We start from the raw sequence: 26,960 nt of genomic DNA, 5'->3' as shown, positions 1-26,960 counted from the left end.
AAATGTGATTATCCTGAGTAGTCCCTTATGTCCAGGTTTAGAGAGTTGCCACGAAAGTTTTGAGCCAGCTCTTCATACCTTCGCCGAGCTCTTCATTTTCTACTGCGAGGGTCACATTTGCCTGCAGGTAGCTCAGTTTGTCTCCGGTGTCATAGCGGCGCCCACGGAAAATAACCGCGTGAACTCCACCGCCGTCGTTGTTATCGGTAGCCAGTTCCTGAAGCGCGTCTGTTAGCTGGATTTCGCCGCCCCGACCTGGAGCGGTGTGTTCCAGCACCTCAAAGACTTGTGGATGCAACAAATAACGACCGATAATCGCTAGGTTACTCGGTGCTTCTTCCATGCTTGGCTTCTCTACCAGCGCGTTGACTTTAACGTAGTCTTCACCGTCGACTGCGGAAACGTCCGCACAGCCATATGCACTAATCTGCTCAGGAGCGACCTCCATGAGTGCAATCACGGACCCGCCTGTTTTCTGCTGCGTCGCGATCATGACTGAAAGTAGTTCATCGCGTGAATCTATTAAGTCATCGCCCAGCAGTACCGCGAATGGCTCATATCCGACGTGTTGCTTAGCACAAAGGACTGCATGCCCAAGCCCGCGCGGGTCACTCTGGCGAACATAGTGGATATTTCCCAGTTCAGTTGCTTCTTGAACCGTCCGAAGCTTCTTGTCATCGCCTTTGGCTTCCAAAGTCGCTTCCAGCGCTGGCACTCGATCAAAGTGATCTTCAAGTGCCCGTTTGCTACGCCCCGTAATCATGAGAACGTCATCCAGACCGGCCCCAACCGCTTCCGCAACAACATACTGGATGGCCGGCTTATCAACAACCGGTAGCATCTCTTTCGGCATCGCTTTAGTAGCAGGCAAAAAGCGTGTGCCCAGCCCTGCTGCTGGAATAACAGCCTTTGTTATTGACGACCCGAGAGCCATAGTTTGTTCCAATCGTTAAATGACATAATTTCACTACACTGCATTATGTGCAGAGATCGCGCTTAGCTAGACTTTTTCGACAACCGCTTAATGACCGCGCGCGGGAAGTACTCGTTGACGTCCCCACCCAGTGATTGCACCTCTTTGAGCAGCGAGGACGATAGGTGAGTAAATCTCGTATCGGCCTGCAGAAAGACTGTCTCCACACCGGTCAGATGCCGGTTCATCGTTGCCATGGGAATTTCATAGGCGTAGTCGACCGTGCTTCGCAGTCCCTTGACTATTGCTTCTGCACCTTGCTCCTTGCAGAAGTCCGCGAGGAGACCCTGCCCCATAGGTATGGCGGACACGCCTCGAAGTCCCCCGACAGTCTCTTCGACAATTGCTACCCGTTCTTCTTCGGAAAACCGGTACTTCTTCGAGTAGTTTGTCGATACAGCAACAATGACCTCGTCAAAGAGGCTTGCCGCTCGGGCAATGATCTCGACATGGCCATTGTGAAGGGGATCAAAGGATCCTGGGCATACAGCTCTGCGCATATCTAGAATCTATCAACAAACCTGAGTTAACACGTGATTTTGATAGAACTGTCATGTAACGATTCATGCGTGTTTACTAAGATCTTCCCGAGTCCAGGAAGCATAATTGAGCTATGACCTTTGAATCTACCCCTTGGCGAAGAACGGCTCAGAGCGCAAATCTCTTGGGATCAGATGGCGAACCCGGACTCACCATCTTTGAAGAAATCACCGGCCTAGCAAATAAGCATCAGGCCATCAACCTTGGCCAAGGATTCCCAGATGAAGAAGGTCCACTGGCAATTCGCGAGTTAGCGATCAAGGCTATCCAAGAAGGGGCCAACCAATACGCCCCTGGTAGCGGGATTCCGGGGTTACGTAATGCTATAGCCAAGCATCAACTCCGATTTTACGGTTTGTCCATCGACCCTGACACGCAGGTGGTCGTCTCCACGGGTGCAACTGAAGCAATAGCTGCCGCAGTTTTGGCCTTCGTCGAGGCCGGCGACGAGGTAGTCACCTTTGAACCTTTTTACGACTCCTACGCCGCCATGATTGGACTGGCTAACGCAACTCACAAGGTAGTGAAATTGCGAGCTCCCTCCTTTGCACCAGATCTTGATGAGCTTCGCAAAGCCGTGACCAATAAGACCCGGATGATTATTGTCAATAATCCGCATAACCCTACCGGCACCATCTTTGACACCGAGGTCCTGGACGAAATCGTTGCTCTTGCGCACCTGCACGATTGCATTATCCTTTCGGACGAAGTTTACGAGCATCTCACCTTTGCTTCTGCTCATATTCCCATCGCTAGCCGTCCCGGCGGCTTCGCGCGAACCATTACTCTTTCATCCGCAGGCAAATCCTTTTCCTTTACCGGTTGGAAAGTTGGTTGGGCCACAGGGCCACGTGAGCTGATAACGGCACTGCGCACAGTCAAACAGTTCCTTTCATACTCTTCTGGTCCTGCCTTCCAGCCAGCCGTAGCGCAGGCTTTGGAACTACCCGATACATTCTTTGAACGTTTTGCCGCAGACCTTGGCGCTCGTGGTGATCAACTTGCCCAAGGACTTGAAGACGTTGGCATTCAAGTGATTCGACCCAAGGGTACGTATTTTCTGGTTGCAGATTTGCAGGGTCTGGGCAATGAAAATGCGGTGGACGTGGCGAAATTGATGCCAGAGCGAATCGGTGTTGCCGCGATCCCCATGTCTGTGTTCGCGCTCCAAGAAAACCAGCAAGACTACTCATCCTTGCTGCGGTTTGCTTTCTGCAAACGACCTGAAGTCATCAGTGAAGCGGTAGAAAGACTCCAACTACTTCCTAAGGTATTAGCAAAATGAGTGTGAAACCGCTGAAACGCTGGCTTGGTGGGATCCAAGAACACGCAAGCATCTATCCTGATGATCTAGTTCCAGGAGCGATGATCTTGGCGATTGGTGGCGCCGAACAGTCTCACGTTAATCTGGACCAGCCAGAAAATATCTTCTACGAATACCTTGCGAGAATTGCGAATCACCTTGACGTGTTGCGCCCGCAGCGTGAGCCGCTCAAGTTCTTGCATTTGGGTGCAGGTGCACTGACCCTAGCCCGGTGGGCCTCACTAAGGTATCTCGAGAGCAAACATGTGGCTGTCGATATCGAACGTGAGTTGCTTGATTTTGTGTTGACGCACTTGCCTTTGCCAGAACAGTGCAATTTGCAGACCCTGGTGGCTGATGCCCCAGCAGTTTTGAAAGAAGAGTTGCTCGATAAAGAATTTGACGTAATCGTCTTAGATATTTTTAGCGGCCCGGATGCACCAGAGCATCTGACTAGCTCGGAATATTATGAAGAACTGGCTCTGGCGCTAGCGCCTGAGGGTTTGCTCTTCGTAAATATTGGTGACGACCCACCACTTGCGTTTACGGATCGCCAGGTTCAGGCCGCACAATCTGCTTTCGAGTACGTCCTGCTAAGTTCAACCCCGGAAATGTTTACGCGCAAATTCCCTGGCAACCTGATACTTACCGCGTCAAAGATGCAAATCGACCAGACTACTATTGCAGCTTGCGAAGCGGCCGGTCCTTACCCATCAGAGGTCAAACACTCCTTAGCCCTGGACCGGTTCGGCAAACCATAACCGTGTTTCACCATATTTTTTTTCGGCAATCTTTTCCATGTTTGCGGGCCATATCGGTTCAGGCGAACGGCTTGACCGCTCGACAATCACCGTCGCGTCCTCTGCCAAGATCCTAGAAACTTTGTCAAGGGTGACAGCGAGTTCCTGATCAGTCAGAGGATATGGAGGATCCATGAAAATCAGGTCAAAGGTTCTTTTTGGAGCATTAGTCTCCTCGTCGAAAAAGCTGGATAGAACGGTATCAACTTTGCCCCGTTGGACCGAGACAACTTCGTTCTTCAGCGCCTCGTTGATTTTTGTGGCGTTGTGCTGACAGACGCTCACCGCTTTAGGAGCTAGCTCAACGAGTAACACCTGGCGTGCTCCGCGGCTTGCGGTTTCAAGTCCGAGGGAACCGGACCCAGCAAACAGATCCAATACGCGTGCCGACGAAATGACGTTCCAGCTTTCCAGGCGGGAAAACAGTGCTTCTTTGACCCTGTCGGTAGTTGGCCTAGTCGCGTCTCCGGGTACTGATTTCAGGCTGGTGCCCCCGGCAATTCCGGAAATAATACGGCTCATGTCTTGCTACTACTTTCGAAGTGTCAACGTTAATTCTTATTCAGAAATTCTCGGGTGGACTGGTCTATCCATGACTCTGCGACGGCAAAAAGTTCTGGATACTTTGTAGCCCACGCGCCCTGTTTCATGAGTTCTTGCACGTCGTCTCGCGCAGACTCAATGAGGCCGCGGTCTTTGATAATACTCAGTTCACGCAGCGTTGAGCGGCTACCAGATTGCTGTACTCCAAGGATATTTCCTTCCTTGCGTTCGGCTAGGTCTGCTTCTGCTAATTCAAACCCATCAAGAGTTGATTCAATGGTGCGCAGCCTATTGACCGATTGATGATCCGCGTCCAACCACGTGGTGAGTAGACAGGTACCGGGCAAACCACCACGGCCCACTCGCCCTCGCAGCTGGTGAAGCTGCGAGATGCCGAATCTTTCGGCATCCATGATCACCATCAACGTTGCGTTATGAACGTCCACGCCAACTTCAATCACAGTGGTAGAGACCAGCACATCTATCTGACCGTCGGCAAACTCATCCATGATTTCTTGTTTATCCTGCGAATCAAGTTGCGAATGCAAGGCTTCCAGACGCACACCATCAAAAGATGGCATCGAGGAAAGCAATTCGAACATTGCTTCAACGCTCATTGTTTGGTTGGCGCCGTCCTCAGCGGTTGCCACCAAAATTCCTTGTTCGGCAGCCGTCTCCGAAATTCGTGGGCACACCACATAAACCTGATGCCCCTTGGCAACTTCTTCACGGATACGCGAGAATAGCCTGTCCCGGTAACCGGTCAACTGCATGGGGACAATATGTGTTGAAATCGGGGCGCGCCCCGCGGGCAGCTTTTTAATCGTCGAGGTATCCAGGTCTCCAAAAACCGTCATCGCCACGGTACGTGGAATGGGCGTGGCCGTCATGACCAACGTATGCGGTACGTTTTCTTCACCCTTTGCGCGAAGGGCGTCTCGTTGCTCCACGCCGAAACGATGCTGCTCATCGATTACCACGAGACCAAGCTCCGCGAAGCGCACATGCTCCCCTAACAGCGCATGCGTTCCAATGATCAGTCCAGTCTCCCCGCTGGCGATGCCTAGAAGCGCCTGACGGCGCTGTGCCGTCTTAGCCGACCCGGTGAGAAGTGCGACCCCGGTACCTTCGCCTTCGCCGAATAGGCCTGGTTCAGCCAGATCTCCGAGCATCTTCTTAATGGAGGAATAGTGCTGCGCTGCAAGAACTTCGGTGGGCGCCAGTAAAGCGGCTTGTCCACCGGAATCAATGACCTGCAAAATAGCTCGCAATGCGACGACGGTTTTACCTGAGCCGACCTCACCTTGGAGAAGACGGTGCATTGGATGCGCATTGAGCAGATCTGCCGAGATCTCTCTGCCGACCTCTATTTGGTCATCAGTGAGTGTAAAAGGAAGTCTTGAATCAAACTTTTCGGCTAACTTGCCTTTGACCGGTTTGCGCGCAATGGCTGGCTGGCTTCCCACTGCACGGTTTCGTTCTGCCAGTGAGAGTTGCAGCATGAACGCTTCTTCGAAGGCAAATCGCTGGCGGGCAATATAAGCATGTTTGATTTCACGCGGGTGGTGCCTGTCTAGGTAGGCCTTGGCCCTACGCGGGTAACGATGCTTTGCCAATAGTTGTTCTGGCAGAAATTCGGGAAGTTGCTCCTCTGTCATTTCATCAATGAGCAGTGAGAGCAAGTCTCGAATTTTCTTATTTGGCATTTTTGCCGAGGCAGGATAGATCGGTATGGGCCGCGGATCAGCCTCGGCTACTGTATCCAGGATGGCGTAATCGGGTTGGCTGAGCTGCAGGTGGTCCTGATACCAGCCGACCTTGCCGCTGAACATCGCGATGGTTCCGACTTGCAAGTCTTGACGCGCTTGGTAGCCGTTGAAAAAAGTCATCTTGAGTTCTTGACCGTTCCGGTCAAGTTCGTCACTGACGGTCACTTCAAAGATGAAGCCACGACGCGAGTGCATTTGCCGCTGGCTCACGTTAGTCACCTGGGCCACGACGGTGACATGCTCATCAAAAGGCAATTCCGCGATGGGGGTCAGCTCCCCCACATCAACATAGCGCCTCGGAAAATGCCAGAGGAATTGACCTACGGTGGTGTATCCAAAGGCTTTTTCTAGGGCACCAGCATTCTTAGCCCCGAGCACTAGCGACAGTTCAGCCTGCTCCAGAGGTACCGCTTTGGTCTCACCCATCATGCGTACACAAGTCGGTGATGCTGATGTTCACCGGCTCCCCCTGGGCACGGATAAGCGCTAAGGCCATGTCCGCCTCGGCCACGTGCACATGGACTCTCCAGCGGTACACTTCTTCGCCGGTGGGATTGACCGGCGACATGATCACCGAGTCGCCCACTCGATCCAGTTGCCCGCGCAGTGTGGCGGCTCCCAACGCGTCAAGTGTAATCGTGCACATCACTTCGACACCCTGATCATCATTTTGGATCAAATGCACATGTGGATCTTGGACTCGATATCCGTTGAATCCATCATATGATTCAAAGTCGGTTTCGGTACCACGAACCGCAGCGCAGAGCTCGTCTAAGATAACCAGCATGCCCACAGCACCAGCGTCGACTACGCCGGCATTTTCAAGGCTAGGTAATTCGTTTTCGGTACCGCGTACCGCCATCCGCGAGGCTTGGGCCACCTGATGAAGCACCGTATCCAGGGCTGCGCGGCTCTCCACGTCTGTTTTTATATGGGCCAAAGTTGAACCGGCAGCCAACGCTGCCGCACTAATCACCGAGAGCATGGTGCCTTCAACCGGTTCGCTCAGTGCTGACCAGGACCGGACCTTTGCCCGTTCAAGGCCCTTGGACAGCAAGCTTGCGGTCAGCCGGTCATGGCCACGCCATGGTTCTGAGAGCCCACTGAGGAATACCGCCAGCAGGGTTCCTGAATTGCCGCGCGCTGACTCCATGGACGCGCGGGCGGCAACTTCTAAGAACCCGCCGATGTCATCACTTTCGAGCTTGCTGACGGCGTCATGTCCGGCCCGAGCGGTGAGATACAGGTTAGTTCCCGTATCCCCGTCAGCGACCGGAAACACGTTGATGGCGTTGAGCCTATCTGAATGATTCCCGAGACTCTTCACGCTCCGTTGCAACCATTCACGAATGGCACGCACGGAGGTATCGAGCTTTTGTGTCATGGGAAATCGGGTCTTTCAGTTTTATTTGGAAAGGTCCGTGGTTGCCACGAACTCATCCATTTTGTCTTCCTGCAACGCCTTGCCAAACTTATCAATGGTTTCCATGTCAGGTATGACTATCGACTGGCCGTCTGCGGAACGCCCCGGCCCCTTATTTGGCAATGTAAAGAAGGTCATGTCACTTGGGCGTACGTTGATCATAGAGGCTGCGTAGCCGGCGACCTTGGAAGCATCCAATGTTTCATCTACGGCAATGAAGGGTGCAATCTCGGTGACCACGTTGTTCAGTTTACCCGGGTTGGTCAGGGTGTCCTTGGACATGATTTGTCCAAGCATTGCCTTGACAAAGAGCTGCTGGTTCTTGACACGTCCGTAGTCACTACCGGGGAACGACTTACGCTCACGCACAAAGGCCAGTGCTTGTTCGCCATCCAGGGTCTGCACACCGGCCGGGAAATACATGCCATTGGTAATCGACTGGCGGAAGGCTTGCGGGTTGTTGACCGTTACTCCGCCGAGCGCGTCGGTCAAACCTTTGAAGCCTTCAAAGTCAACGGAGGCTACGTGGTTGATGCGTACGCCGAAGAGCCCTTCCAGGGTTTCTACGGCTTTGGGAACACCTCCGCTGGCAAATGCGCGGTTGATCTTCGCAGTTCCAACACCAGGAATATCCAACCAGGTATCACGCATCACCGAGGTGACGTACATGCCCTTACGGTCTGCTGGGATATGTACCAGCATCATAGTGTCCGAACGGCCACCGTTTGGCAGGGTTCCGAATTCCTCGCTTGATTCATCTGTCTCGCGAGTGGCGCGCGTATCGCTACCCAGAAGCAGGATGTTCACCGCGTCTTTAGATTCTTCTTTAACCTCTGGGCGGGTTTCTTCGGCAGGGAATGCCTCGGCAATCTTGTCGCTCTTCGAGTCGAAGGTGCGACCAAGATTCCAAACGTACCCGCCGGCCACAAGGCCGGCAATCACTACTAGCGCCAGAATGCCAATGAGGATTCCACGCCCAGTGCGTTTTTTCTTCGCACGTGGACGTACGGGCTGTTCTTCGAAGGACATATGCTACCTTTCACAGTTTCATCTTTTAACATCTTATCTTTCAGAAACGAACGGTACGCTGTTAAAGTGTCCGTTTTCAGTAATAAGAGTCAAGAGTCATCAAAACTTAATCTAAAGATTAGGCGTACGGCTACTTTAGCCATAGGCGCCTTGATGATCACACCCATACTTGCCGGCTGTGCTTCGTTAGCAGCTGTAGAGCCTGCAAGCGATGCCGGAAATCCAGTCTGCGCCGAGATGATGGTGATTCTCCCGCAGTTCATTGGTGATGCTGAGCGTCGCAGTACTAATTCTCAGGCTACCGCCGCCTGGGGTGACCCATCTCAGGTGGTCTTACGTTGCGGGGTCCAAGTTCCCGGCCCAACGACAGATCCCTGCGTTTCAGTGAACGAAGTGGATTGGATTGCCCACGAAGGTGAGGACGGCGTATGGACGTTGACCACCTACGGCCGCACCCCGGCTACCGAGGTCGTCTTGGACCCGCAAGTAATCCCGTCGAGTACTGTGCTTGCTTCGCTCTCCCAGGCTGCCTCACGCATTCCTGCTGAAGGTGCCTGCCTCAGCGTTGAGAAGAATGTAGAACTCTAAGGAATTACGGCTCGGCGAACATCGAAGCCATTCAAACTTGCGGACCGTCAAAGATCTGAGATCTTTGACGGTCCGCATCAGCTAAGCTGCTTTAGCGTAAACCGATTTTTCGTTCGCAAGCTAATGCGATGAGCTCATTGATCAGTTCGCTGTAGCCGATCCCGGTCTTCGCCCACATTTGTGGATACATGCTCGAAGGGGTGAACCCTGGCATGGTATTGATCTCATTGATGATCCACTCGCCGTCAGCGGTGTAGAAGAAATCAACCCGCGATAGGCCTTCGGCATCAATGGCGTCAAAAGCTTTCACTGCCAGCTCGCGGATAGCCGTGGTCGCCTCATCGCTGAGGACGGCCGGGCAGCTGAGCTTCGCCGCTGCCCCATCAACGTATTTTGCCTCAAAATCATAGAAGGCATGTTCGTTGCCTGCTACTGCAATTTCCCCGGGCATGGACGCACGGGATTCCAGCGCACCATGGCCTTCCAAGACACCGCATTCGATTTCGCGCCCGCTGATCCCCTGTTCCACGATGACCTTGGGGTCTTCCGCACGAGCCAGCTCAATGGCTGCCTGCAGCTGCGTAGGTTCATCAACCTTGGTGATTCCAACTGAGGAACCTGCACGCGCCGGTTTGACGAACAACGGGTACTGCAAATCCTTGCACCGTTCCAGTGCGGCAGCACTGTCACGCAGCCATTGCTTGTTAGTGATCACCTGGTACGGGCCAACGTTAAATCCTGCATTTTCGAAGACGACCTTCATGAAATGCTTGTCCATGCCCATGGCGCTGGCTGCGATGCCCGAACCGACATAGGAAACGCCAGACATTTCCAGCATCCCTTGAATCGAACCATCCTCGCCAAAAGGACCGTGCAGCAATGGGAAGACCACATCAATGGGACCTAGATCAGTGATTTCAGAGCCCGAATACTGCAAGAGGCAAGTTCGCTGACCATCATTGGACAGGTGCACAGGTTTATCCGCGACCGAGATTTCCGGAAGAGCTCCCGCACTCAGAGTCCAGTCCGAAGAGTCCTGATCTACCAGGGTCCATGCTCCCGCGCGGGTAATTCCCACGGGAATGACTTCAAAACGATCTTTGTCGATTTCCTGCATGACACCGGCTGCGGTCACACAGGAAACGGAATGTTCTGAGGAACGGCCGCCAAAGAGCAGGAGGACTCGTGGTTTTGGCTCGCTCATTTTTGTAGCTCTCCTTCAGATTTCAGTTCTCGCGACAACAAACGCTCCGCCATATTCTCGACGCTCAATGTGCCTTCCAGGACCATGACCACAGACTCGGTAATCGGCATGTCTACCTGATGGCTAGTTGACAGATCCAGGACTGCACGAGCCGATTTGATGCCTTCAGCGGTCTGGGACATACGATCATTGACTTCTTCCAGGAAAAGTCCCTGTCCAAGCAAGCGGCCTGCTGTGTTATTTCGTGACAGAGACGAGGAGCAGGTGGCTACCAGATCGCCGAGCCCCGAGAGGCCGGACAACGTCTCCAGGCGGCCGCCAAGAGCGAGCACCAAACGTGTGGTCTCCGCCAATCCGCGGGTGATGACCGTGGATTTGGTGTTATCACCCATCCCCATGCCATCGCACATGCCGACGGCCAAAGCGATGATGTTTTTGACGATTCCGCCAAGTTCAACACCCAGTACGTCATCATTGGTGTACGGACGGAAGTACGGGGCGGAGCACAACTGCGCAATCCAATGCGCAGTCTGTGCGTTGGAGCAGGCCACTACCGAGGCTGTTGGCTGTTCACGGGCAATTTCCATGGCCAAATTTGGACCGGAGAGAACTGCAATTCGATCAGCTGGAATACCGGTGACCTCGGCCATTACTTCGCTCATCCGAAGATCGGTGCCGCGCTCAAGCCCCTTCATCAAGGACAACAAAACAACATCTTGTTCAAAGTACTGAACAAATTTAGCAAGTTCTTCACGCAAGGACTGGGAGGGGATGGCCAAGACCACTAGGTCGGCGCCAGTTAATACTTCAGCAATCTGAGCAGAGGCAGAAATATTTGTGGGAAGTTTTGTATCGCGCAAATAGCGCGAATTGGTGTGGCGCTCGTTGATTTCACGAGCAGCTTCTTCACGACGGGCCCAGATCTGTACCGGAATATCCTGGTCAGAAACTGCGTCCGCCAGAACCTTCGCAAAGGTGGTTCCCCAGCTTCCGGCACCCATGACGGCGATCTTATGTGGTAGCGGCTTACTCAAGGCTTTTCCTTCGCTAGGTGATCAGACTTAGTCGTTTGGTTGTTTCGGGGCATCAAAATCTCGGCCCGTGGTTGCTTGTCCATGCTCACTGGGGTTCCACGGCGTCTTCGGTGCTGTCTCTTGGCGCAATTCAGCTTCAAGCTCGGTAATGGAGGCCATGATTCGTGCCGTGGCTTCCTGCAGTACCGTACGAGTGCGTGCCCCGACACGCAGATCATCGAGTTGCACTTCTTCGCCCACGGACAAGGTCACGTGCTTACGAGGGAACGGATACATTTTCTTGGCATACCTGGGAAATAATTCCTGATCTCCCCAGTGAGCCATTGGCACCACCGGTGCACCGGTTTGCAATGCCAGACGTGCGGCACCGGTACGGCCAACCATTGGCCAGAGATCAGGATCTCGAGTCAGCGTGCCTTCCGGGTAAATGACAATGACGCCACCTGCTTCAAGCACCTTTTTAGCAGCTTCCAGAGATTGGGCGGCACTTGAAGATTTACGCGAAACCGGGATTTGTCCGGTTGCACGTAATGCTGCTCCAAGAACTGGAACCTTAAACAAGGAGTCCTTGGTCAGCCAACGTGGCAAACGTCCACTGCTATACACCGCATGGCCAACCACCAAAGGATCAATCTCGGTCAGGTGGTTAGGGCAGAGAATAAACCCTCCGGAAGGAAGCCTGTCAAAGTTTTTCCAGGTCCTGCCAATCAAGACATTCATGACCGGACGAACTACACCGGCCAGAATTGCAAAGACGGTTTTACTTTTGACGGTTTCCCGATGCACTGAGTTATCTGTCACGAACTAACGCTCCCCTAGTTGCTCAGTTCAACGTTTGCACCCAGTGCGGTGAGCTTTTCCATGAAGTGCTCGTAGCCGCGGTTGATAATCTCAATGCCGGTAACCTTGCTGGTGCCTTCGGCGGCCAGTGCGGCAATCATATGGGAGAATCCGCCACGCAAATCAGGAACGTCAATGTTTGCGCCCTTCAGCTTTGCTGGGCCGAGAACTACCGCTGAGTGCTTAAAGTTACGCTGGCCGAAGCGGCATGGGGTAGAGCCCAGGCAGTCGGTATGCACCTGCACGGTAGCACCCATGCGGACCAAAGCGTCGGTGAAGCCAAAGCGGTTTTCGTACACGGTTTCATGGATGACAGACACACCGCTAGCCTGCGTCAGCGCGACCACAAGAGGCTGCTGCCAGTCGGTCATGAAGCCCGGGTGCACATCGGTTTCAAGGATCAGCGGGTTCAGCTCTCCACCTGGGTGGTAGAAGCGAATACCGTTCTGCTTCACTTCAAACTCGCCACCAATCTGGCGGTAGACATGAAGGAAGGCGGTGAGGTCGCGCTGCTGCGCTTCTTCAACGAAGATATCGCCCTTGGTAACCAGTGCCGCAGAGGCCCAGGAGGCAGCTTCGTTCCGGTCTGGCAAGGCGTAGTGGTCATAGCCACGCAGTTCGTCCACACCCTGGATACGGATCACCCGGTCACGGTGTACCGAGATAATGGCACCCATTTTCTGCAGCAAGGAGATCAGATCCAAGATTTCCGGCTCAATCGCCGCATTGCTCACCTCGGTGACTCCCTTGGCGCGCACCGCGGAGAGCAGAACCTGCTCTGTAGTTCCAACGCTTGGGTACTGAAGTTCTAGTTTCGCACCGGTCAGCCCCATAGGGGCGGAGATACGGATGCCAGCGGCTTCCTTGTCCACCACGGCACCGAATTCGCGCAGGACTTCCAGATGGAAGTCGATAGGACGGTCGCCAATTCGGCAACCACCTAGGTCTGGGATGAAAGCTTCGCCCAGGGAGTGGATCAGTGGTCCACAGAAAAGAATAGGGATACGTGAGTCGCCTGCGTGAGCATCAATGGCCTGATTTGAGGCGCTCTTCGCGGCGGATGGATCCATGGTGAGGTCACCGGTCTCGGGGTCCTGAGAAACCTTAACCCCATGGATCTCTAAAAGGCTACGCACGACTGCGACGTCTTTGATCTCCGGAACGTTGCGTAGTACCGAAGGAGAGTTTCCGAGCAGTGCCGCAACCATAGCCTTTGGAACCAGGTTCTTAGCGCCGCCTACTCGAACGGTGCCTTTCAAAGGGACACCGCCATGGACCGTTAGAATCTTACCCATGTATGAATAAACCTCATCGCGTAGTCGTTTTCTCCTGCCCGGGCCGGTAGGCCAATAAAACAGGCAGGACTAAGCAAGCATACCGTCATTGCCGGTGCGCTTCGGAGCAGTTCTGCCCGTGGCGCACACATTGTGAGGATGCTTTCAGGGAAGGGTTGTAGATGATGAGGCCGTTGTTTGTCATAAATAGGGAAGGCCCCGTTCGAATACACCTACTGGTAAGTACGAACGAGGCCTGCCAGTCAACTTAGTCAGCTGTTCTTGCCGGCAATGTCTGAGGTTTAAATGCAGGGCGGCTAGCTTCAAAGGACGTAATGTCAGCTTCTTGCTTCAGCGTCAGCCCAATATCGTCCAGGCCTTCCATCAGACGCCACCGGGTGTAGTCATCAATCTGGAACGGAGCCACGATTGATCCGCACTGCACGGTGCGCGCATCCAGATTTACGGTGACTTCAGTGCCTGGATTATTTTCGAGTTCTTTCCAGATCAGTTCAATGTCACTCTGTGCAACCTCGGCGGCAACCAATCCCTGCTTACCGGAGTTTCCACGGAAGATATCGGCAAATCTGGCTGAGATAACAGCTTTGAACCCATAATCCTTCAGGGCCCAAACCGCGTGCTCACGCGAAGAGCCGGTACCAAAATCCGGACCTGCGACCAAGACCGAGCCCTTGTTATATGGCTCGGTATTCAGGATGAAGTTTTCATCCCGGCGCCAGCCGGCGAACAGCGCATCTTCAAAGCCGGTGCGTGTAATCCGCTTCAGATAAACCGCAGGAATGATCTGGTCGGTATCGATGTTGCTTTGACGCAGCGGGACACCAATTCCGGTGTGGGTAACAACTTTTTCCATGATGGTGTTCCTTCCTAGGCCGAGACCGGAGTGTTGGCGATATCCGAAGGTGATGCGAGAGTGCCGCGAATAGCCGTAGCTGCGGCTACCAATGGCGAGACCAGGTGGGTACGCCCGCCCTTGCCCTGGCGTCCTTCGAAGTTTCGGTTGGAGGTAGAAGCGCAACGCTCCCCCTCGGCCAGTTGGTCCGGATTCATTCCCAGGCACATGGAGCAACCTGCGAAGCGCCACTCGGCACCGAAGTCCTTGAAAATCTTGTCCAGTCCTTCGGCTTCCGCTTCGAGGCGAACCCTGGCCGAGCCTGGCACCACGATCATGCGGATCTGCGGGTCCTTTTCACGGCCTTTCACGATTTCGGCCGCCGCGCGCAGGTCTTCCATTCGTGAGTTGGTGCAAGAACCTAAGAACACCGTGTCCACACGGATTTCCTTCATGGGAGTTCCGCCGGTCAAGCCCATATAGGTCAATGCACGTTCGCAGGCCTTGCGGTCATTTTCATCTTCAAAATCTTCGGGGACCGGAACGTTGGATGACAGTGAGACACCCTGACCGGGGTTGGTTCCCCAGGTGACGAATGGCTCAAGTTCATCAGCATTCAGGAACACTTCGTTATCGAAGCGTGCGCCCTCGTCGCTTTGCAGGGACTTCCAGTAGTCAACAGCAGCGTCCCAGTCATCACCCTCAGGTGCATGCGGGCGGCCCTTGACGTATTCGAAGGTCGTTTCGTCCGGTGCAATCATGCCAGCGCGAGCGCCGGCTTCAATGGACATATTGCAGATAGTCATGCGCGCGTCCATGGACAATGCGCGAATCGCAGATCCGCGGTATTCCAGCACGTAGCCCTGTCCACCGCCGGTGCCAATCTTGGCAATAACTGCCAAGATGATATCTTTTGCAGTCACGCCCGGCTTCAGCGTTCCCTCGACGTTGATGGACATCGTCTTGAAAGGCTTAAGGCTCAAAGCCTGAGTAGCCATGACATGTTCAACCTCTGAGGTGCCGATGCCAAAAGCCAGGGCACCGAAGGCACCATGGGTTGAGGTATGGGAGTCACCGCAGACAACGGTCATACCTGGCTGAGTAAGACCCAGCTGGGGACCAACTACGTGAACAATGCCCTGCTCTTTGTCACCCAACGAGTGCAGGCGGACGCCAAATTCCTTGCAGTTATCACGCAAGGTGAAAATTTGTGTCCGGCTGGTCAAATCTGCAATGGGCTTATCAATATCAAGGGTCGGGGTGTTGTGATCCTCGGTCGCGATAGTGAGATCTGGGCGGCGAAGTTTGCGCCCCGCCAGACGCAAGCCTTCGAAGGCTTGCGGTGAGGTGACCTCGTGTAGCAGGTGAAGGTCAATGTAGATCAAATCGGGTTGGCGTGCTTCGCCTTCCCCTTCTCCATGGCGCACTACGTGCGCATTCCAGACCTTCTCTGCCAGGGTCTGGGGCGACTGCATGGTGGACATGCGACACACTCCTCAAGCTACGAACTATCAACACCTTTACTTTGACACTTCATAGAACATCATTTCCAGTATTTGGACTTGAATCTCAAATACTGAGACGCAATAATGGTTTTATGACTACAGGTAGCGGTGTTGGTGTTCTCGATAAGGCAGCAGCCATTCTTAACGCATTGGAAAATGGCCCGACTACCCTTTCGCAACTGGTGGACGTCACTCAGATCTCCCGTCCCACGGTTCACCGTATCGCTCAATCGTTGGTTCATCATGGGCTGGTGGGCCGCGACATGCACGGTCGTTTTGAGCTCGGTGGACGGCTTGTAGAGCTCGCTAGCGCCGCGGGAGAAGACAGACTGGTGAGCACCGCGGGGCCGGTACTCACGAAATTGCGGGATCTCACCGGCGAGAGTACTCAGGTATTCCGCAAACAAGGAGACTTCCGTGTTTGCATAGCCAGTGCCGAGCGGCCGGTAGGGTTGCGCGACACCATTCCTGTGGGTACGCAGCTATCGATGAAGGCCGGCTCCGCGGCTCAGGTTCTCTTGGCTTGGGAAGACAATGAACGCATGATTGATGGCCTGCACCATGCGCGCTTTACCCCGACCATTTTGGCCGGGGTGCGGCGCCGCGGATGGGCGCAGTCACTGGGTGAACGAGAACCCGGAGTTGCGTCGGTCTCTGCCCCCATTCGGGGGCAGTCCGGACGCGTGATCGCAGCGCTGTCCATGTCCGGACCCATTGAGCGCTTGACTCGCCAACCAGGCAAGATTCATCACGAATCGGTAGTGAACGCGGGCCGGGAGCTGTCAGATTTATTGCGCATTCAGTCCGAAGGCTAAAGACCCGGCAAAGCTCTAGCCGAAGTGGTCAAAACCGTTTCGGTAATCCAGCTGTTTCCCGTCGAGGCGAATTGTTGACCGTCGGCCAGTCGTTCGTAGAACCTTTCCAATAACGGTAAATTCTTCAGGAATTTCAGCTTCGGCTGGGAAGGTTGCGAGCAGGCCGAAGTCTTCTCCGCCGCGCAACACCCACTCCATGGGGTCTGCCTTCAGGAGCGTTGCAGCAGGTTCCAGACGCTGAGCAAAAACTTCAAGTGCCTGGCGGTCTAATTCGAGACTGACTCGGCTAGCCCTTGCTAGTCTGCCAGCATCCCTGAGCAGCCCGTCTGAAATATCCATCATGGCGCTTGCCCCGGCTTGTGCCGCACGCGGACCAGACTCCAAAGGTGGTACCGGCTTGCACTGTGCCTCAACTAGACGGAGCACCGCACGGTTCCAGCTAGTTGAATCCTGAAGCGCATCCAGAAGCGCCAGGCCCGCACCAGCGGAGCCTAGCCTGCCTGCGACCGCAACCAGGTCCCCCGACTTCGCTCCATTGCGCAGCACTTTACCGTGTTCGCATTCACCAAGAACTGTAGTTGTCACCGAAATTTCCGAGGACCTACTTAAATCTCCGCCTAAAATCGCCAAGCGATCAGCGCCTAATGAAGTAATCGCTCCTGCGATTCCGCGGGCAAATTCTTTGGCCCATGACAAAGTAACGTCTGATGGCATTGATAGCGAAACGACTGCTCCGGTTGGCACACCGCCCATGGCATTGATGTCTGAAACATTTTGGGCAATGGACTTCCAGCCAATGTCATACGCTTTATGCTCGTGACCGCTGGGCCAAACCAAACGGAAATCCTGGTCTTGGACAATAGTGTCTACGGAGACCACTACTTCGCCACCAGCCACGCGAAGCGCTCCAGCGTCATCCCCTGGTCCAAGTCCGGCGTCTTTGGCATCTAGCAAAGGAAGAATCTCATTGAGAATCCCCTGTTCGCCAATGTCGCCTACGGTCAAGTTTTTCTCTGTCTGTTGATTAGTCAAAGGCTGCTATTCGACTTTCTTCGCCGCACTGGTAATCAGCGACGCATAACTGTTGTATTGCTCTAAATGGTGCGATGTCGGATCTACGATAAATCGCCGAACCACTCCACCCACTGAATTTTGAAGATTTTTTAGTGCTTTCCTTCGCTTCAGTCTAGCGACCATTTTATTTATAAATGACCCGAAGATTCCTAATACTATGCCCAGCAGTACCCCCACAAATACCATCAGAGTCGGAATCGCGAATCCTTCCACACGCGGAGTCTCTGGAAGGTTGAATTGGAAGTACGCGGCCAGTGCAATTCCACCAAGCCACAATCCCCCTGCAAGTGCCACTACGACACCAAGCCACTGAACAAATTTTGTCACCGGCCACCACCAAGACTTTTTTTCAACTCCAAGGGTGCAACTAGCTATGGCGATATCGATTTCGCTTGCCAGTTCTGTTCGCTGTTCGCGGATGCCGTCCTTGAATGACTGGGACCAACGTGGCGAGAGATCTTCAGTTGCCGTGTTCAGATACTTCACGACTGCTTGGTCTACAGCAGCACTCTCTGCGACTGATAGTTCGGGACGCGACGTGAGAGAAATTTCAGGCTTTTCAATTCCGCGACCAAGATTCATTCGTTTCAGTGGGTCATTACGCAATCTGGTCAACCAGCTAGTCAGTGGCCACCCGGTGTTAGTCGAAGCACGCAGCTTATACGAAGTCTGGACCGCATCAGCGATCCGGTGCGTTCCATGCGCCTTGGCAATGGTGCCCTCAAGCTCACTCTGTTCCATAATCCCGGGGGTATGGACCTTGGGCAACGCAAGTTCACCGTCCAACAAGCGCAACAGTCCATCCACATCTGCACGCAATCGCCTGGTTGCCTGCACCTTGTTATTCAGTGCTACCGCAAATTTTTCGCGAACGGCATCTAGGCCTTCTCCCGAACGTGCTGAGGCCAAAACAATGGGCACTTGCCCGATTCCCTCATCCGCAAGCAATGCATTTAAAGATGCCTTCACCGGTTCACGGTCGCTTTCCGCGATGGTATCGACCTGGTTAAGCACCACTAGGAGGTTTCCACGTTGGCCAGTCAGCTCACTGAGGTAGCCATGGTGAATCGAAGCATCAGCATACTTCTGTGGGTCAAGGACCCAGACAAGGTAATCGACTTGTCCTGCGAGCCGTGAGGCGATGAGGTGATGTTCAGTTGAGGTTGAGTCCATATCTGGAAGATCAAGCAGAATAAGTCCTCCACCTAGATCTTGAGACTTCTTGGAGCCTTTGCCCAGAACTTGTGAACTCAGAATATGACGCTCACTGACCTCGAGCCAGTCAAGTAATGCGTCGGCGCCAACAGGCTGCCAGATGGCAGCCACGGTTTTCGTGGTGGTCGGTCGGATGACACCGGTTTGTGCTATCTCAGAACCCACGAGCGCATTAAATAACGAGGATTTCCCACTGCCAGTGGCACCGAAGAGTCCTACAACCACATGATCAGCTGATAGTTGCCGGCGTGCTTCGGCACGTTCAATGATCACCGCTGCTTGGTCAACAACCTCGGGCTCAAGATACGGTTCAGCAATTTGCATCGCTGAAACCACCGCGTCTATTTGTTCCGTAAGTCCCGTATGCGCACGAGTTACCTTGCGCTCGCTCATGCTTTATACCCTCCACCACGTAAAGGTTTCACTTGATTAAGTAGTTCTTGAACAATTTCTGGCTGAAGATGAGCCTCAATTTCATTGCGGTACACAGCTGAATTTTCATCAATGAGTTCCTGGGTTCGAGTTTCGAGCATGGTGCGGGCGCGTGTAGCCATTCGCCTCACCGCGTCTTCACCGAATATTGCTTCCAGCAATTTTTGTCCCACCACTGCTGAGCCGCCAGCGATTCCTACTTCCAATCCGGTGACTCCGGCAGTGGAGGCAAAGACCACCATCATGAGCGCCACTGCCACGCCGTTCACACCGAAGGCAGCGATTCTGGCTGTTTTGCGCTTCCCTGCACCTTCACTGCGAATCATTTCAAGCACATCTTTTTGCCAGGCGCGGATCGTGTCGGCTGCTCTAGTTTCCAGTTCCTTGGGCGGACGGTGGGCAGGCAATGAACTGAGAAGTTGGATTCCAATCGGCGTATTGCGCCAGCTGCGATCTACGTCATGGAATGCATTGGTGATCTCACCAACCAAAACTGTATGAAGCCCTGATTCAATGGCATCTTCAACCCGATGAGTTGCTGGCGGCTTGCCGCTAAAGAATGAACCGACTCGGTCACGGATGCGCCCCACTACACCTTCAATGCCCCGCAGCAATTCTCCGGCCCCGACAAAGTCTTGCCACCGCGCTAAAATCTCACCACGTAGTAGCGATCCGTCTTTCAACGCTTCGGTGGTCTTTCCCAAGGTAAATTCAAAACGCTCGGTGGCAATCTTAGCTAGGGCAGACAATTGAAGATCTTGATCTTCCGCCTGTTCACCAAGGCAACGAACATCATCTTGCAAACGCTTAATGGCGCCGTCAAGAGTCTGTTCGGCAATGCGTTGGCGTTCGGCTGCGTTGGCGGCTAGAGAATTCAGCCATGCCGAAATCGGTTCGAGCCGCTCGCCCGGAATCATTTGCTGTTCATCAAGCGGAACCTCGTTGATGACGTGCAGTAGTTTAGGGTCTAGGTTTTTTGCTGCAAGCAGTCTTTGCAGATCCGGAACAATATCAGTCTCGGCTCCGGACGGGACGCGATTGAGTATCACGCAGACCGTAATTTCCCGCCCGCCCGCTTCGGTGAGCACTTCCCACGGGATCGCGTCGGCGTACCGATTCGCAGTGGTGACAAAAATCCAGAGATCTGCGGCATTCAGCAGCTGTCCCGCAAGAGCACGGTTGTCATCTGACACGGAGTCAATGTCAGGTGCGTCAAGAATAGCTAGTCCCCGGGGCACATTGTTGTGCGGTACCACCAATAGTGCATCGTGGCGCTCCATACCGTGGCCTTCGCTGTAACCGGCACCTCTCAAACGGGTCAGTTCGGGAAGGATCCGTTCATTGGCAAACCACGGTTCGTCAGCGGGATTCACTGCGAGTACCGGCGTTCGGGTGGTGGGCCGTACTGCGCCGGAGCGGCTAATACGATCACCGAGAAGGGAATTGACTAAAGTAGATTTTCCGGCACCGGTGGAACCTCCGACCACTGCAAGCAGAGGTGCATTTAAATTTTTGATGCGCGGTTCGAGATAGTCATTGATCTGGCGCAAGGCCTTGATGCGCAGCGACTCACCACTGGCGTCGTGAGCGAGAATGAACTGCAGATTAGTGAGTGAGTCTTCAAGCTTGGCTACTCGCTCCAGCAGTTCAAGTGCGTGCGTATCCGGCTCGGTGTTGTCCGGGTTTGTCGATTCCGGCAGTGATGACGTGGACTCCATGAGTCCTATCATGCCTTATGACAAGTTGAACGCCGCTAGCAACGAAGGTGTCAGGATAGGTTAAAAAGAAAAACCACGACAATGTCGTGGGTTTTGTGACCCCAACGGGATTCGAACCCGTGTTGCCGCCGTGAGAGGGCGGAGTACTAGGCCGCTATACGATGGGGCCGTACGCTAAAGATTTCTCTTCAACTCACCGAATAACTCCGGTGAAGCGCTGGGATACCAGGACTCGAACCTAGAATGACGGAACCAGAAACCGTTGTGTTGCCAATTACACCATATCCCAATGTGACTTGGACATTCAGCGAATAATCCACGTTGGGATTTGCGCTTGATGCCGTAGCACGAGAATTAACTATACCTAGCTAATTAGGCCCTGACAAATTGAGAAATTGGCGTAAGGCTCACTCTCGCGAATCGATGCTTTGACTAATGAAGACAGTGAGCTGTTCGAGGTTGGATACGGTGAAAGCCGATTGCACTGCATGCTTGGACTCACGGTCCACAAAGATTGCAACAAGTCCGGCGTTCTCTGCGCCCTGAACATCATTTATTGGATTATCACCCACATACAGGGTTCTGCCCGGCGTGGATTTCAGCTGACTACACCCCGCAAGAAAAGGTGCAGGATCGGGTTTAGGTGCCCCGGCCGTATCCGATCCAATAACTACTGCGAATCCGGTCAATCCGGAACGTTCCAGCTTCATTCGCTGGTACGCCTCGACGTTATTGCTCACCGCGCCGTAAGGTATCCCCCAACTGCTGAGGGCTGCAAGATGCGGCAACACGTCGCCAAAGGGTTTCCACGAATCCTTGACCAGGGATTCATACTTTTCAGCCCAGCGCAGGTAGGACTGCGCAGAAAGTGGTTTGTGGCCAACAAGGTCAAAGGCGCGGTTCAACCGCAATTGTCGTTGCCCGAGAAACGAGACTTCGCCGGCCATATAGCGTTCATAAGCCCCGGCCCCATCATCAGCAAAATCTTCGGCAATGAACCTTAACCGCTCGCTAGTAACTCCTTCTAGCAGGTCATCAACCATGGCAAGAAATGCATCGATTGCTGCGGTCCGCAGATCAACGAGCGTGTCATCTATATCAAATAGAACACCTTCGATTCCGCCACCCAGTGGGGTGGCGGAATCGAAGGTGTTGTCTAGTTCGCGCAATGTGCGTTCTATCGTCTAACGGGATTCGCCAAAAGCACGCAGGCGCTTCAAGCTGGATTCGCGTCCGAGAATTTCCATTGATTCAAATAATGGAGGCGAAACGCGCTTGCCCGAGACTGCAACACGAGCCGGGCCGAAGGCCTGACGGGGTTTGAGTTCAAGCTCGTCAATCAGCTTTACACGCAGCGCATCCTGAATGTTTTCAGCATTCCATTCCTGGACACTCTCAAGTGCAGCAATGCTCGCGTCTACAACCTCAACCAGGTTGGCAGGCATTCCCTTCAGAGCCTTCTCTTCAATCTCAATCTCTTCATCAGATTTGAAAAGGAACTCCATCATTTCGGCTGCTTCGCCGAGCAAGCCGATTCGCTCCTGAACCAGAGGTGCGGCCGCGTCAAGTATTTCGTTCTCGCGTGCGCTGAATTCGCTACCGACAAGCTGAGCAGCCTGCAGGTAAGGAACTAGACGGTCACGGAAATCTTGCGGCTCAAGTAGACGTACGTGAGTGCCATTGATAGCTTCTGCCTTTTTGATATCAAAGCGTGCTGGGTTTGAGAGCACGTCTTTGACATCAAATGCTTCGATGAGTTGATCACGGGTGAAGATATCTTCATCCGCGCTCAGCGACCAACCTAGCAGCGACAGGTAGTTCAGCAGACCCTCGGGGATGAATCCGCGGTCACGGTGCAGGAACAAGCTCGACTCCGGGTCACGCTTGGACAGCTTCTTATTACCCTGACCCATGACGTACGGCAGGTGACCGAACAGTGGCATGTACTGTGCAACGTTGATATCAATCAAGGCACGGTAGAGCACAATCTGACGTGGAGTAGAGGAGAGCAGATCTTCACCACGAAGCACGTGGGTGATACCCATCAGAGCGTCATCTACCGGGTTCACCAACGTGTACAGAGGCTGGCCGTTGGCACGGACAACCACGAAGTCAGGAATGGTTCCCGGCTTGAAGGTAATCTCTCCACGGACCAGGTCGGTAAAGCTGATGTCATCTTCTGGCATGCGAATGCGCAGCACCGGTTCACGGCCCTCCGCCTTGAACGCGGTGATCTGTTCTTCGCTCAGTTCACGGTCAAAGTTGTCATAACCCAGTTTTGGATCACGGCCGGCAGCCTTGTGGCGCGCTTCGACTTCTTCAGGGGTGGAATACGACTCGTAGACGTGTCCAGCATCGCGCAGCTTGGCAATGACGTCTTGGTAGATGCCACCTCGTTGGGACTGGCGGTATGGCTCGTGTGGGCCACCGACGTTTACGCCTTCGTCCCAGTCGATGCCCAGCCACGCCAAGGCGTCCAGCAGCTGGTTGTAGCTCTCTTCGGAGTCGCGCTTCGCATCCGTATCTTCGATACGGAAAATCATCTTGCCCCCGGTGTGGCGTGCGTAGGCCCAGTTGAACAGGGCGGTACGGATTAGGCCAACGTGTGGGGTGCCCGTAGGCGATGGGCAGAAACGAACCCGAACCGGGGTTTCTTCGGTCACGGTAGGAATCAGCGATAGATCAGTCATGGTGATTTCATTCTAGTCCCGGAGAGGTGCCGGAAGCACAATAGCGCGCTGGTCTTCGCATCACAATGGATACGAAGTCCAGCGCACTACGGTAAAGCGATCTAAACTGAGCGCTTCAAGTTATCGACGGAAGACGCTTCGCAGGGTTCCGATTCCTTCGACTTCAATTTCTACGTTGTCGCCTTCAGCGACCAATCCAACACCTGCGGGGGTGCCCGTAAGAATGACATCTCCTGGGAGCAAAGTGAATGCCTCGGAAGCGCGCGCGACGAGGTCATTGACTGACCAGATCATTTCGTTGGTTGATCCGTCCTGGCGAACTTCGCCATTCACACGGGTAACGATTCCCACGTCATCTGGATCCGTTAGCTGTGTTTCAATCCATGGGCCTAGCGGGCATGCCCCGTCAAAACCCTTTGCTCGCGCCCACTGTGGATCCTTACGCTGGGCATCACGAGCGGTGAGGTCATTTGCCACGGTGTATCCGAAGATCACGTCTGCAGCTTTTTCTGCGGGAACATCTTTGCAGATACGGCCAATGACCACGGCAAGTTCGCCTTCGAAGGAAACTTCTTCAGAGAATGCCGGAAGTGTCACGGGATCTCCGTGGCCCACCACTGAAGTGTTTGGCTTTAAGAACATCAACGGCTCGTTAGGAACTTCGTTGCCTAGTTCTTTGGCATGTTCGCGGTAGGTGCGGCCGAAACCGATAACCTTTGAGCGCGGAATGATTGGGGCCACCAATCGGACGTCGTCGAGCTGGTGAGTGACACCGGTGGTTTTGATCCCTTGGAAAAAAGGGTCTCCTGCTAAGACGTGGACATCGTTTCCGTCTACGACTCCGTACATTGGGTCGCTATCAACTACAAATCTGGCAATGCGCATACACACAAGCCTAGGGCATGTTGCCGATCAGACATCCCGTCTCTGACTCGCTTTTCGATGGGGTGTTGTGGAATTCATTACTACGCTGTTTTTATGCGTTTAGCGCGTCATGCTCAGCTGCCTCCGGGTCTTTCCTAAGTAGTTGCAGTAGCCTGTGGCGATGCTTTCTTTGCACTCGGCTTCTTTGGCTGGGATGCGATGGGCTGCAGATCCAATTCAGCAATCGCAGTTTTTTCTACGTTGGCAAAGACTCGTCCGGAATTTGTTACCGTCAGCCGAGTACCGAATTGGCTCTTCAGTTGCGGGCTACCAATCGTCGCAAGTGTTCCCGAATCAAAATCAATGGCAGTGGTAGTTCCTGCTGCGGTATGCACAGCTTTGCCTTGATTCTCTACTACTACCAAGTCTGCATTTTTCCATCCGGGTCGGTAGCTGGTGTTACGTGAGTTGGTTAACCGGTGTTTCTTCAGAAGTTTGCCACTTACTGGGTCGAGCACGCTGACACCCTCCAAATCGGCAACTAGCAGCCATCCGGCCAAAAGCTTGGGCGAGTAGAGCGCACCACATTGTGCAATCGGCGCCACACTCCATGAGATCTTTTTTGTTGCAATATCTAACTTGAAGACTTTGGCGTTTCCGACAGTGTCGGCTAGACCGTAGCCATTTCGCACCGAGGTAGTTCCATAAATGTACTTTTCGTCAGCAACGAGTCCGGTGATCGAATGGTGACGGATAAACCCTTCCCCATCTCCGTCCAACACCCAGCTCACCTCATCGGTACGTGGGTCTATTGCTCCCAGGACTCCGCCGGAACGGCCGTATTCTGGAACTGTACCGAAGAATACCTGCTTGGAATTTTTAGCCCACGCAAATATCCGGGATTGTTCATAATCGGTGGCCAGTCTAACGAGGCGCTGGTATCCCTCAGGATTGTTTTTAGCGTTGCTGTTGAGCCGAACAATGTCCGCCGAACCGTAAGACCCTACATAGGTTTTTTGAGCGTTGAATTCAATCATTCCCTCAATCTGATTGATAGCATTCTGCTCAGAGGGGGAGGTCCAGTGTTTTCCGGTATCAGGATGAACTGCCGTAATGCCGTGGCCCATATAACCTCCGACATAGATGTTCCCGTCCGAATGCGACATAAGAGATTGAACAACGAACTGCCCACGAGCCAACGCCACGGTGCTTACCAGCTGCACTGATTTACTCGACAAACGAAACACTTCGATCTGAAGTCCCGTCTTATTCGAAGAGACAACCACCACTTGACTGCTCGTGGCGTAAATAGCCAAAGGTGCGCTGGCAGAAAGCTTGCCTACAAGTTGGTCCTGCCACGTGGAGCTGCTGGTAGCAAAGAGCTGGCCGTCGCTAACGTTGTAGAACTGCTTGGTTGCAGGATTTACTGCAGATAATTTACGGCCTGACCAAACTCGATCCATAGATCCAACCCATGAATTAGTTTGAGGGTTCAGCAATAGCTGGCCCGAAACGTTGTCAATGGAGACAACGATTGAGTTACCTACAGCTTCCAGCGAAGAGACAAAGCCTGCTCTTTTGGGTTCCGGCAACGGAATCTCGGTGATTTTCTGCGGGCTCTTCGAAGAAAACCGAAACACACGCGGGTTTCGCGAGCCTGTGCCCAGCCATACGTCATCATTTGAATCAACGGCTACACGCCGCACATAATCGGTGTCGGTGGCTACCCGCTTGAATACGTCTATTTTCTTGGTTTTCGGAGCGTATTTAAACGCCGCACCGAGAGGATAGGTTCCGCCCCACACCGTGCCTTGGGAATCAAGTTGGAGATCATAGATAGTTGTGGCGCCAGGTACTTTACCTACTATCGTTATTTCTGATGGGCTAGAAGGTTTCCAGACAAGCAAATAGTTGAGCGTCGCAAGATAGAGGTACTTAGTCTTTTTGTCCCAGATCATCGATTGCACGCCGCCACTGTGGCTCTTGGGAATCTCCACAATATGAGCTGGTGTATTTCGGCTCGGATTAATAATCTGCAGTTGGTGAATTGGACCAACAATTGAAACGGCTAACCAAGGCAGCCCGGTCGCCTGCAATCCTGGCAATGGCTCCACGCGACGTATTTTTGTTGCAGGAAATGCGCCTTCGTATCGCCGCAGCGCGCCCGAGGTGTTACGAGTTCGTTTAAGTGGCGCTATGACCGACGGGTCACGGTTCTTGAGAACGGGCGTGGGTTTCGGCGTTTGAGTCGGCTTCTCTGGCGTACTGGGAGAAACAGAAGGATCTGGTGGTGATTCTTGAAGCTGACCGTAAACGACCGCTCCTGCAGTTAGCGCTCCGAGAGTGAGAACCACGCGTCGACTAATTCTTTTTGCCGAGCGTTCCTCAGTTTCTGCCACTAACTGTCTCCTCTAATCTTTTATCTTTTTGATCAGTACTCAGATTAGCGGACCAAGATGAAGACTTACTGGCAA

General features: G+C 53.6%; 23 protein-coding genes and 2 tRNA genes. 4 read left to right on the top strand and 21 right to left on the bottom strand.

Translation table 11 applies throughout. The features are described from left to right. Positions 1 to 37 precede the first annotated feature (37 nt). Positions 38 to 934, bottom strand: a complete 897-nt coding sequence (gene galU, locus IEX04_RS09600; protein WP_188685377.1) for a UTP--glucose-1-phosphate uridylyltransferase GalU — start codon at positions 932 to 934, stop codon at positions 38 to 40. 62 nt (positions 935 to 996) lie between these two features. Further along, a complete protein-coding gene (gene coaD, locus IEX04_RS09595; protein ID WP_188685375.1) occupies positions 997 to 1,473 on the bottom strand; it encodes a pantetheine-phosphate adenylyltransferase in 477 nt (158 codons plus the stop codon). 113 nt (positions 1,474 to 1,586) lie between these two features. On the opposite strand from coaD, the gene IEX04_RS09590 reads away from it, so the two are divergent. Then, positions 1,587 to 2,798, top strand: a complete 1,212-nt coding sequence (locus IEX04_RS09590; RefSeq protein ID WP_188685373.1) for an aminotransferase class I/II-fold pyridoxal phosphate-dependent enzyme — start codon at positions 1,587 to 1,589, stop codon at positions 2,796 to 2,798. After that, on the top strand, positions 2,795 to 3,577 hold the full coding sequence (locus IEX04_RS09585) for a spermidine synthase (protein WP_188685371.1): 783 nt from the start codon (positions 2,795 to 2,797) through the stop codon (positions 3,575 to 3,577). Before IEX04_RS09590 ends, IEX04_RS09585 begins: the two co-directional genes overlap by 4 nt. Here IEX04_RS09585 and rsmD read toward each other — a convergent pair. From rsmD to IEX04_RS09565, 4 genes are read right to left on the bottom strand one after another with little or no spacing between them, the layout of a single operon-like run. Next, positions 3,548 to 4,138, bottom strand: a complete 591-nt coding sequence (gene rsmD, locus IEX04_RS09580; protein ID WP_188685369.1) for a 16S rRNA (guanine(966)-N(2))-methyltransferase RsmD — start codon at positions 4,136 to 4,138, stop codon at positions 3,548 to 3,550. The two genes, IEX04_RS09585 and rsmD, sit on opposite strands and share 30 nt — an antisense overlap. A 29-nt stretch (positions 4,139 to 4,167) precedes the next feature. After that, positions 4,168 to 6,357, bottom strand: coding sequence for an ATP-dependent DNA helicase RecG (gene recG, locus IEX04_RS09575; RefSeq protein WP_229677085.1), 2,190 nt, complete (start codon positions 6,355 to 6,357; stop codon positions 4,168 to 4,170). Beyond that, positions 6,347 to 7,312 carry a DAK2 domain-containing protein gene (locus IEX04_RS09570; protein ID WP_188685364.1) on the bottom strand — a complete coding sequence of 322 codons (966 nt, stop codon included), beginning with the start codon at positions 7,310 to 7,312 and terminating at the stop codon, positions 6,347 to 6,349. Before IEX04_RS09570 ends, recG begins: the two co-directional genes overlap by 11 nt. 21 nt (positions 7,313 to 7,333) lie before the next feature. Further along, positions 7,334 to 8,380: an LCP family protein gene (locus IEX04_RS09565; RefSeq protein WP_188685363.1), complete on the bottom strand. Its 1,047-nt coding sequence runs from the start codon at positions 8,378 to 8,380 to the stop codon at positions 7,334 to 7,336. A gap of 153 nt (positions 8,381 to 8,533) precedes the next feature. On the opposite strand from IEX04_RS09565, the gene IEX04_RS09560 reads away from it, so the two are divergent. Further along, positions 8,534 to 8,968, top strand: coding sequence for a DUF3515 domain-containing protein (locus tag IEX04_RS09560; RefSeq protein WP_188685361.1), 435 nt, complete (start codon positions 8,534 to 8,536; stop codon positions 8,966 to 8,968). Positions 8,969 to 9,059: 91 nt separating this feature from the next. Here IEX04_RS09560 and IEX04_RS09555 read toward each other — a convergent pair whose 3' ends face one another. The 6 genes from IEX04_RS09555 to leuC form a co-directional block, all read right to left on the bottom strand. After that, complete coding sequence (locus tag IEX04_RS09555; RefSeq protein WP_188685359.1) at positions 9,060 to 10,172, bottom strand: D-alanine--D-alanine ligase family protein; 1,113 nt, start codon at positions 10,170 to 10,172, stop codon at positions 9,060 to 9,062. Further along, complete coding sequence (locus IEX04_RS09550; RefSeq protein ID WP_268236918.1) at positions 10,169 to 11,206, bottom strand: NAD(P)H-dependent glycerol-3-phosphate dehydrogenase; 1,038 nt, start codon at positions 11,204 to 11,206, stop codon at positions 10,169 to 10,171. The genes IEX04_RS09555 and IEX04_RS09550 overlap by 4 nt, the downstream gene beginning before the upstream one ends. Before the next feature lie 27 nt (positions 11,207 to 11,233). Beyond that, entirely contained in the window at positions 11,234 to 11,926 is a 693-nt protein-coding gene (locus IEX04_RS09545) for a lysophospholipid acyltransferase family protein (protein ID WP_188685639.1), read from the bottom strand. Positions 11,927 to 12,021: 95 nt separating this feature from the next. Further along, complete coding sequence (gene murA / locus IEX04_RS09540) at positions 12,022 to 13,341, bottom strand: UDP-N-acetylglucosamine 1-carboxyvinyltransferase (protein WP_188685357.1); 1,320 nt, start codon at positions 13,339 to 13,341, stop codon at positions 12,022 to 12,024. 247 nt (positions 13,342 to 13,588) lie between these two features. Further along, positions 13,589 to 14,194, bottom strand: coding sequence for a 3-isopropylmalate dehydratase small subunit (gene leuD / locus IEX04_RS09535; protein WP_096255320.1), 606 nt, complete (start codon positions 14,192 to 14,194; stop codon positions 13,589 to 13,591). A gap of 14 nt (positions 14,195 to 14,208) precedes the next feature. Next, positions 14,209 to 15,648: a 3-isopropylmalate dehydratase large subunit gene (leuC, locus tag IEX04_RS09530; RefSeq protein WP_188685637.1), complete on the bottom strand. Its 1,440-nt coding sequence runs from the start codon at positions 15,646 to 15,648 to the stop codon at positions 14,209 to 14,211. A gap of 122 nt (positions 15,649 to 15,770) precedes the next feature. On the opposite strand from leuC, the gene IEX04_RS09525 reads away from it, so the two are divergent. Next, a complete protein-coding gene (locus tag IEX04_RS09525; RefSeq protein WP_188685356.1) occupies positions 15,771 to 16,493 on the top strand; it encodes an IclR family transcriptional regulator in 723 nt (240 codons plus the stop codon). Between the two features lie 15 nt (positions 16,494 to 16,508). Here IEX04_RS09525 and thiL read toward each other — a convergent pair whose 3' ends face one another. The 9 genes from thiL to IEX04_RS09480 form a co-directional block, all read right to left on the bottom strand. Continuing rightward, positions 16,509 to 17,525, bottom strand: coding sequence for a thiamine-phosphate kinase (gene thiL / locus IEX04_RS09520; protein ID WP_188685354.1), 1,017 nt, complete (start codon positions 17,523 to 17,525; stop codon positions 16,509 to 16,511). A 6-nt stretch (positions 17,526 to 17,531) separates the two neighbouring features. Next, positions 17,532 to 19,175, bottom strand: a complete 1,644-nt coding sequence (locus IEX04_RS09515; RefSeq protein ID WP_188685352.1) for a GTPase — start codon at positions 19,173 to 19,175, stop codon at positions 17,532 to 17,534. Continuing rightward, the gene (locus tag IEX04_RS09510; protein WP_188685344.1) at positions 19,172 to 20,932 is read right to left on the bottom strand and encodes a dynamin family protein; all 1,761 of its coding nucleotides are present in this window, start codon (positions 20,930 to 20,932) and stop codon (positions 19,172 to 19,174) included. Before IEX04_RS09510 ends, IEX04_RS09515 begins: the two co-directional genes overlap by 4 nt. 96 nt (positions 20,933 to 21,028) lie before the next feature. Beyond that, positions 21,029 to 21,101 (bottom strand) — tRNA-Glu (locus tag IEX04_RS09505). Between the two features lie 48 nt (positions 21,102 to 21,149). Further along, positions 21,150 to 21,221 (bottom strand) — tRNA-Gln (locus IEX04_RS09500). 118 nt (positions 21,222 to 21,339) lie between these two features. Next, a complete protein-coding gene (locus IEX04_RS09495; RefSeq protein ID WP_188685342.1) occupies positions 21,340 to 22,101 on the bottom strand; it encodes an HAD family hydrolase in 762 nt (253 codons plus the stop codon). A gap of 15 nt (positions 22,102 to 22,116) precedes the next feature. Beyond that, entirely contained in the window at positions 22,117 to 23,622 is a 1,506-nt protein-coding gene (gltX, locus tag IEX04_RS09490) for a glutamate--tRNA ligase (protein WP_188685340.1), read from the bottom strand. Positions 23,623 to 23,742: 120 nt separating this feature from the next. Next, a complete protein-coding gene (locus IEX04_RS09485; protein ID WP_188685338.1) occupies positions 23,743 to 24,507 on the bottom strand; it encodes a fumarylacetoacetate hydrolase family protein in 765 nt (254 codons plus the stop codon). Between the two features lie 134 nt (positions 24,508 to 24,641). Beyond that, positions 24,642 to 26,885, bottom strand: coding sequence for a PQQ-binding-like beta-propeller repeat protein (locus tag IEX04_RS09480; RefSeq protein WP_188685337.1), 2,244 nt, complete (start codon positions 26,883 to 26,885; stop codon positions 24,642 to 24,644). Positions 26,886 to 26,960: the final 75 nt, after the last annotated feature.

The organism is Glutamicibacter ardleyensis (assembly GCF_014644555.1).
Classification (GTDB): domain Bacteria; phylum Actinomycetota; class Actinomycetes; order Actinomycetales; family Micrococcaceae; genus Glutamicibacter; species Glutamicibacter bergerei.
This window is presented reverse-complemented; position numbering and strand designations above follow the sequence as displayed.

What these genes read in the sequence shown, in the direction of transcription:
- rsmD (WP_188685369.1), bottom strand. Translation starts at nt 4,138, where the DNA reads ATGAGCCGTATTATTTCCGGAATTGCCGGGGGCACCAGCCTGAAATCA.
- IEX04_RS09525 (WP_188685356.1), top strand. Translation starts at nt 15,771, where the DNA reads ATGACTACAGGTAGCGGTGTTGGTGTTCTCGATAAGGCAGCAGCCATT.
- IEX04_RS09510 (WP_188685344.1), bottom strand. Translation starts at nt 20,932, where the DNA reads ATGGAGTCCACGTCATCACTGCCGGAATCGACAAACCCGGACAACACC.
- IEX04_RS09570 (WP_188685364.1), bottom strand. Translation starts at nt 7,312, where the DNA reads ATGACACAAAAGCTCGATACCTCCGTGCGTGCCATTCGTGAATGGTTG.
- IEX04_RS09565 (WP_188685363.1), bottom strand. Translation starts at nt 8,380, where the DNA reads ATGTCCTTCGAAGAACAGCCCGTACGTCCACGTGCGAAGAAAAAACGC.
- leuC (WP_188685637.1), bottom strand. Translation starts at nt 15,648, where the DNA reads ATGCAGTCGCCCCAGACCCTGGCAGAGAAGGTCTGGAATGCGCACGTA.
- IEX04_RS09555 (WP_188685359.1), bottom strand. Translation starts at nt 10,172, where the DNA reads ATGAGCGAGCCAAAACCACGAGTCCTCCTGCTCTTTGGCGGCCGTTCC.
- IEX04_RS09515 (WP_188685352.1), bottom strand. Translation starts at nt 19,175, where the DNA reads ATGAGCGAGCGCAAGGTAACTCGTGCGCATACGGGACTTACGGAACAA.
- murA (WP_188685357.1), bottom strand. Translation starts at nt 13,341, where the DNA reads ATGGGTAAGATTCTAACGGTCCATGGCGGTGTCCCTTTGAAAGGCACC.
- recG (WP_229677085.1), bottom strand. Translation starts at nt 6,357, where the DNA reads ATGATGGGTGAGACCAAAGCGGTACCTCTGGAGCAGGCTGAACTGTCG.
- IEX04_RS09560 (WP_188685361.1), top strand. Translation starts at nt 8,534, where the DNA reads ATGATCACACCCATACTTGCCGGCTGTGCTTCGTTAGCAGCTGTAGAG.
- IEX04_RS09545 (WP_188685639.1), bottom strand. Translation starts at nt 11,926, where the DNA reads ATGAATGTCTTGATTGGCAGGACCTGGAAAAACTTTGACAGGCTTCCT.
- IEX04_RS09590 (WP_188685373.1), top strand. Translation starts at nt 1,587, where the DNA reads ATGACCTTTGAATCTACCCCTTGGCGAAGAACGGCTCAGAGCGCAAAT.
- IEX04_RS09485 (WP_188685338.1), bottom strand. Translation starts at nt 24,507, where the DNA reads ATGCGCATTGCCAGATTTGTAGTTGATAGCGACCCAATGTACGGAGTC.
- IEX04_RS09585 (WP_188685371.1), top strand. Translation starts at nt 2,795, where the DNA reads ATGAGTGTGAAACCGCTGAAACGCTGGCTTGGTGGGATCCAAGAACAC.
- coaD (WP_188685375.1), bottom strand. Translation starts at nt 1,473, where the DNA reads ATGCGCAGAGCTGTATGCCCAGGATCCTTTGATCCCCTTCACAATGGC.
- galU (WP_188685377.1), bottom strand. Translation starts at nt 934, where the DNA reads ATGGCTCTCGGGTCGTCAATAACAAAGGCTGTTATTCCAGCAGCAGGG.
- leuD (WP_096255320.1), bottom strand. Translation starts at nt 14,194, where the DNA reads ATGGAAAAAGTTGTTACCCACACCGGAATTGGTGTCCCGCTGCGTCAA.
- gltX (WP_188685340.1), bottom strand. Translation starts at nt 23,622, where the DNA reads ATGACTGATCTATCGCTGATTCCTACCGTGACCGAAGAAACCCCGGTT.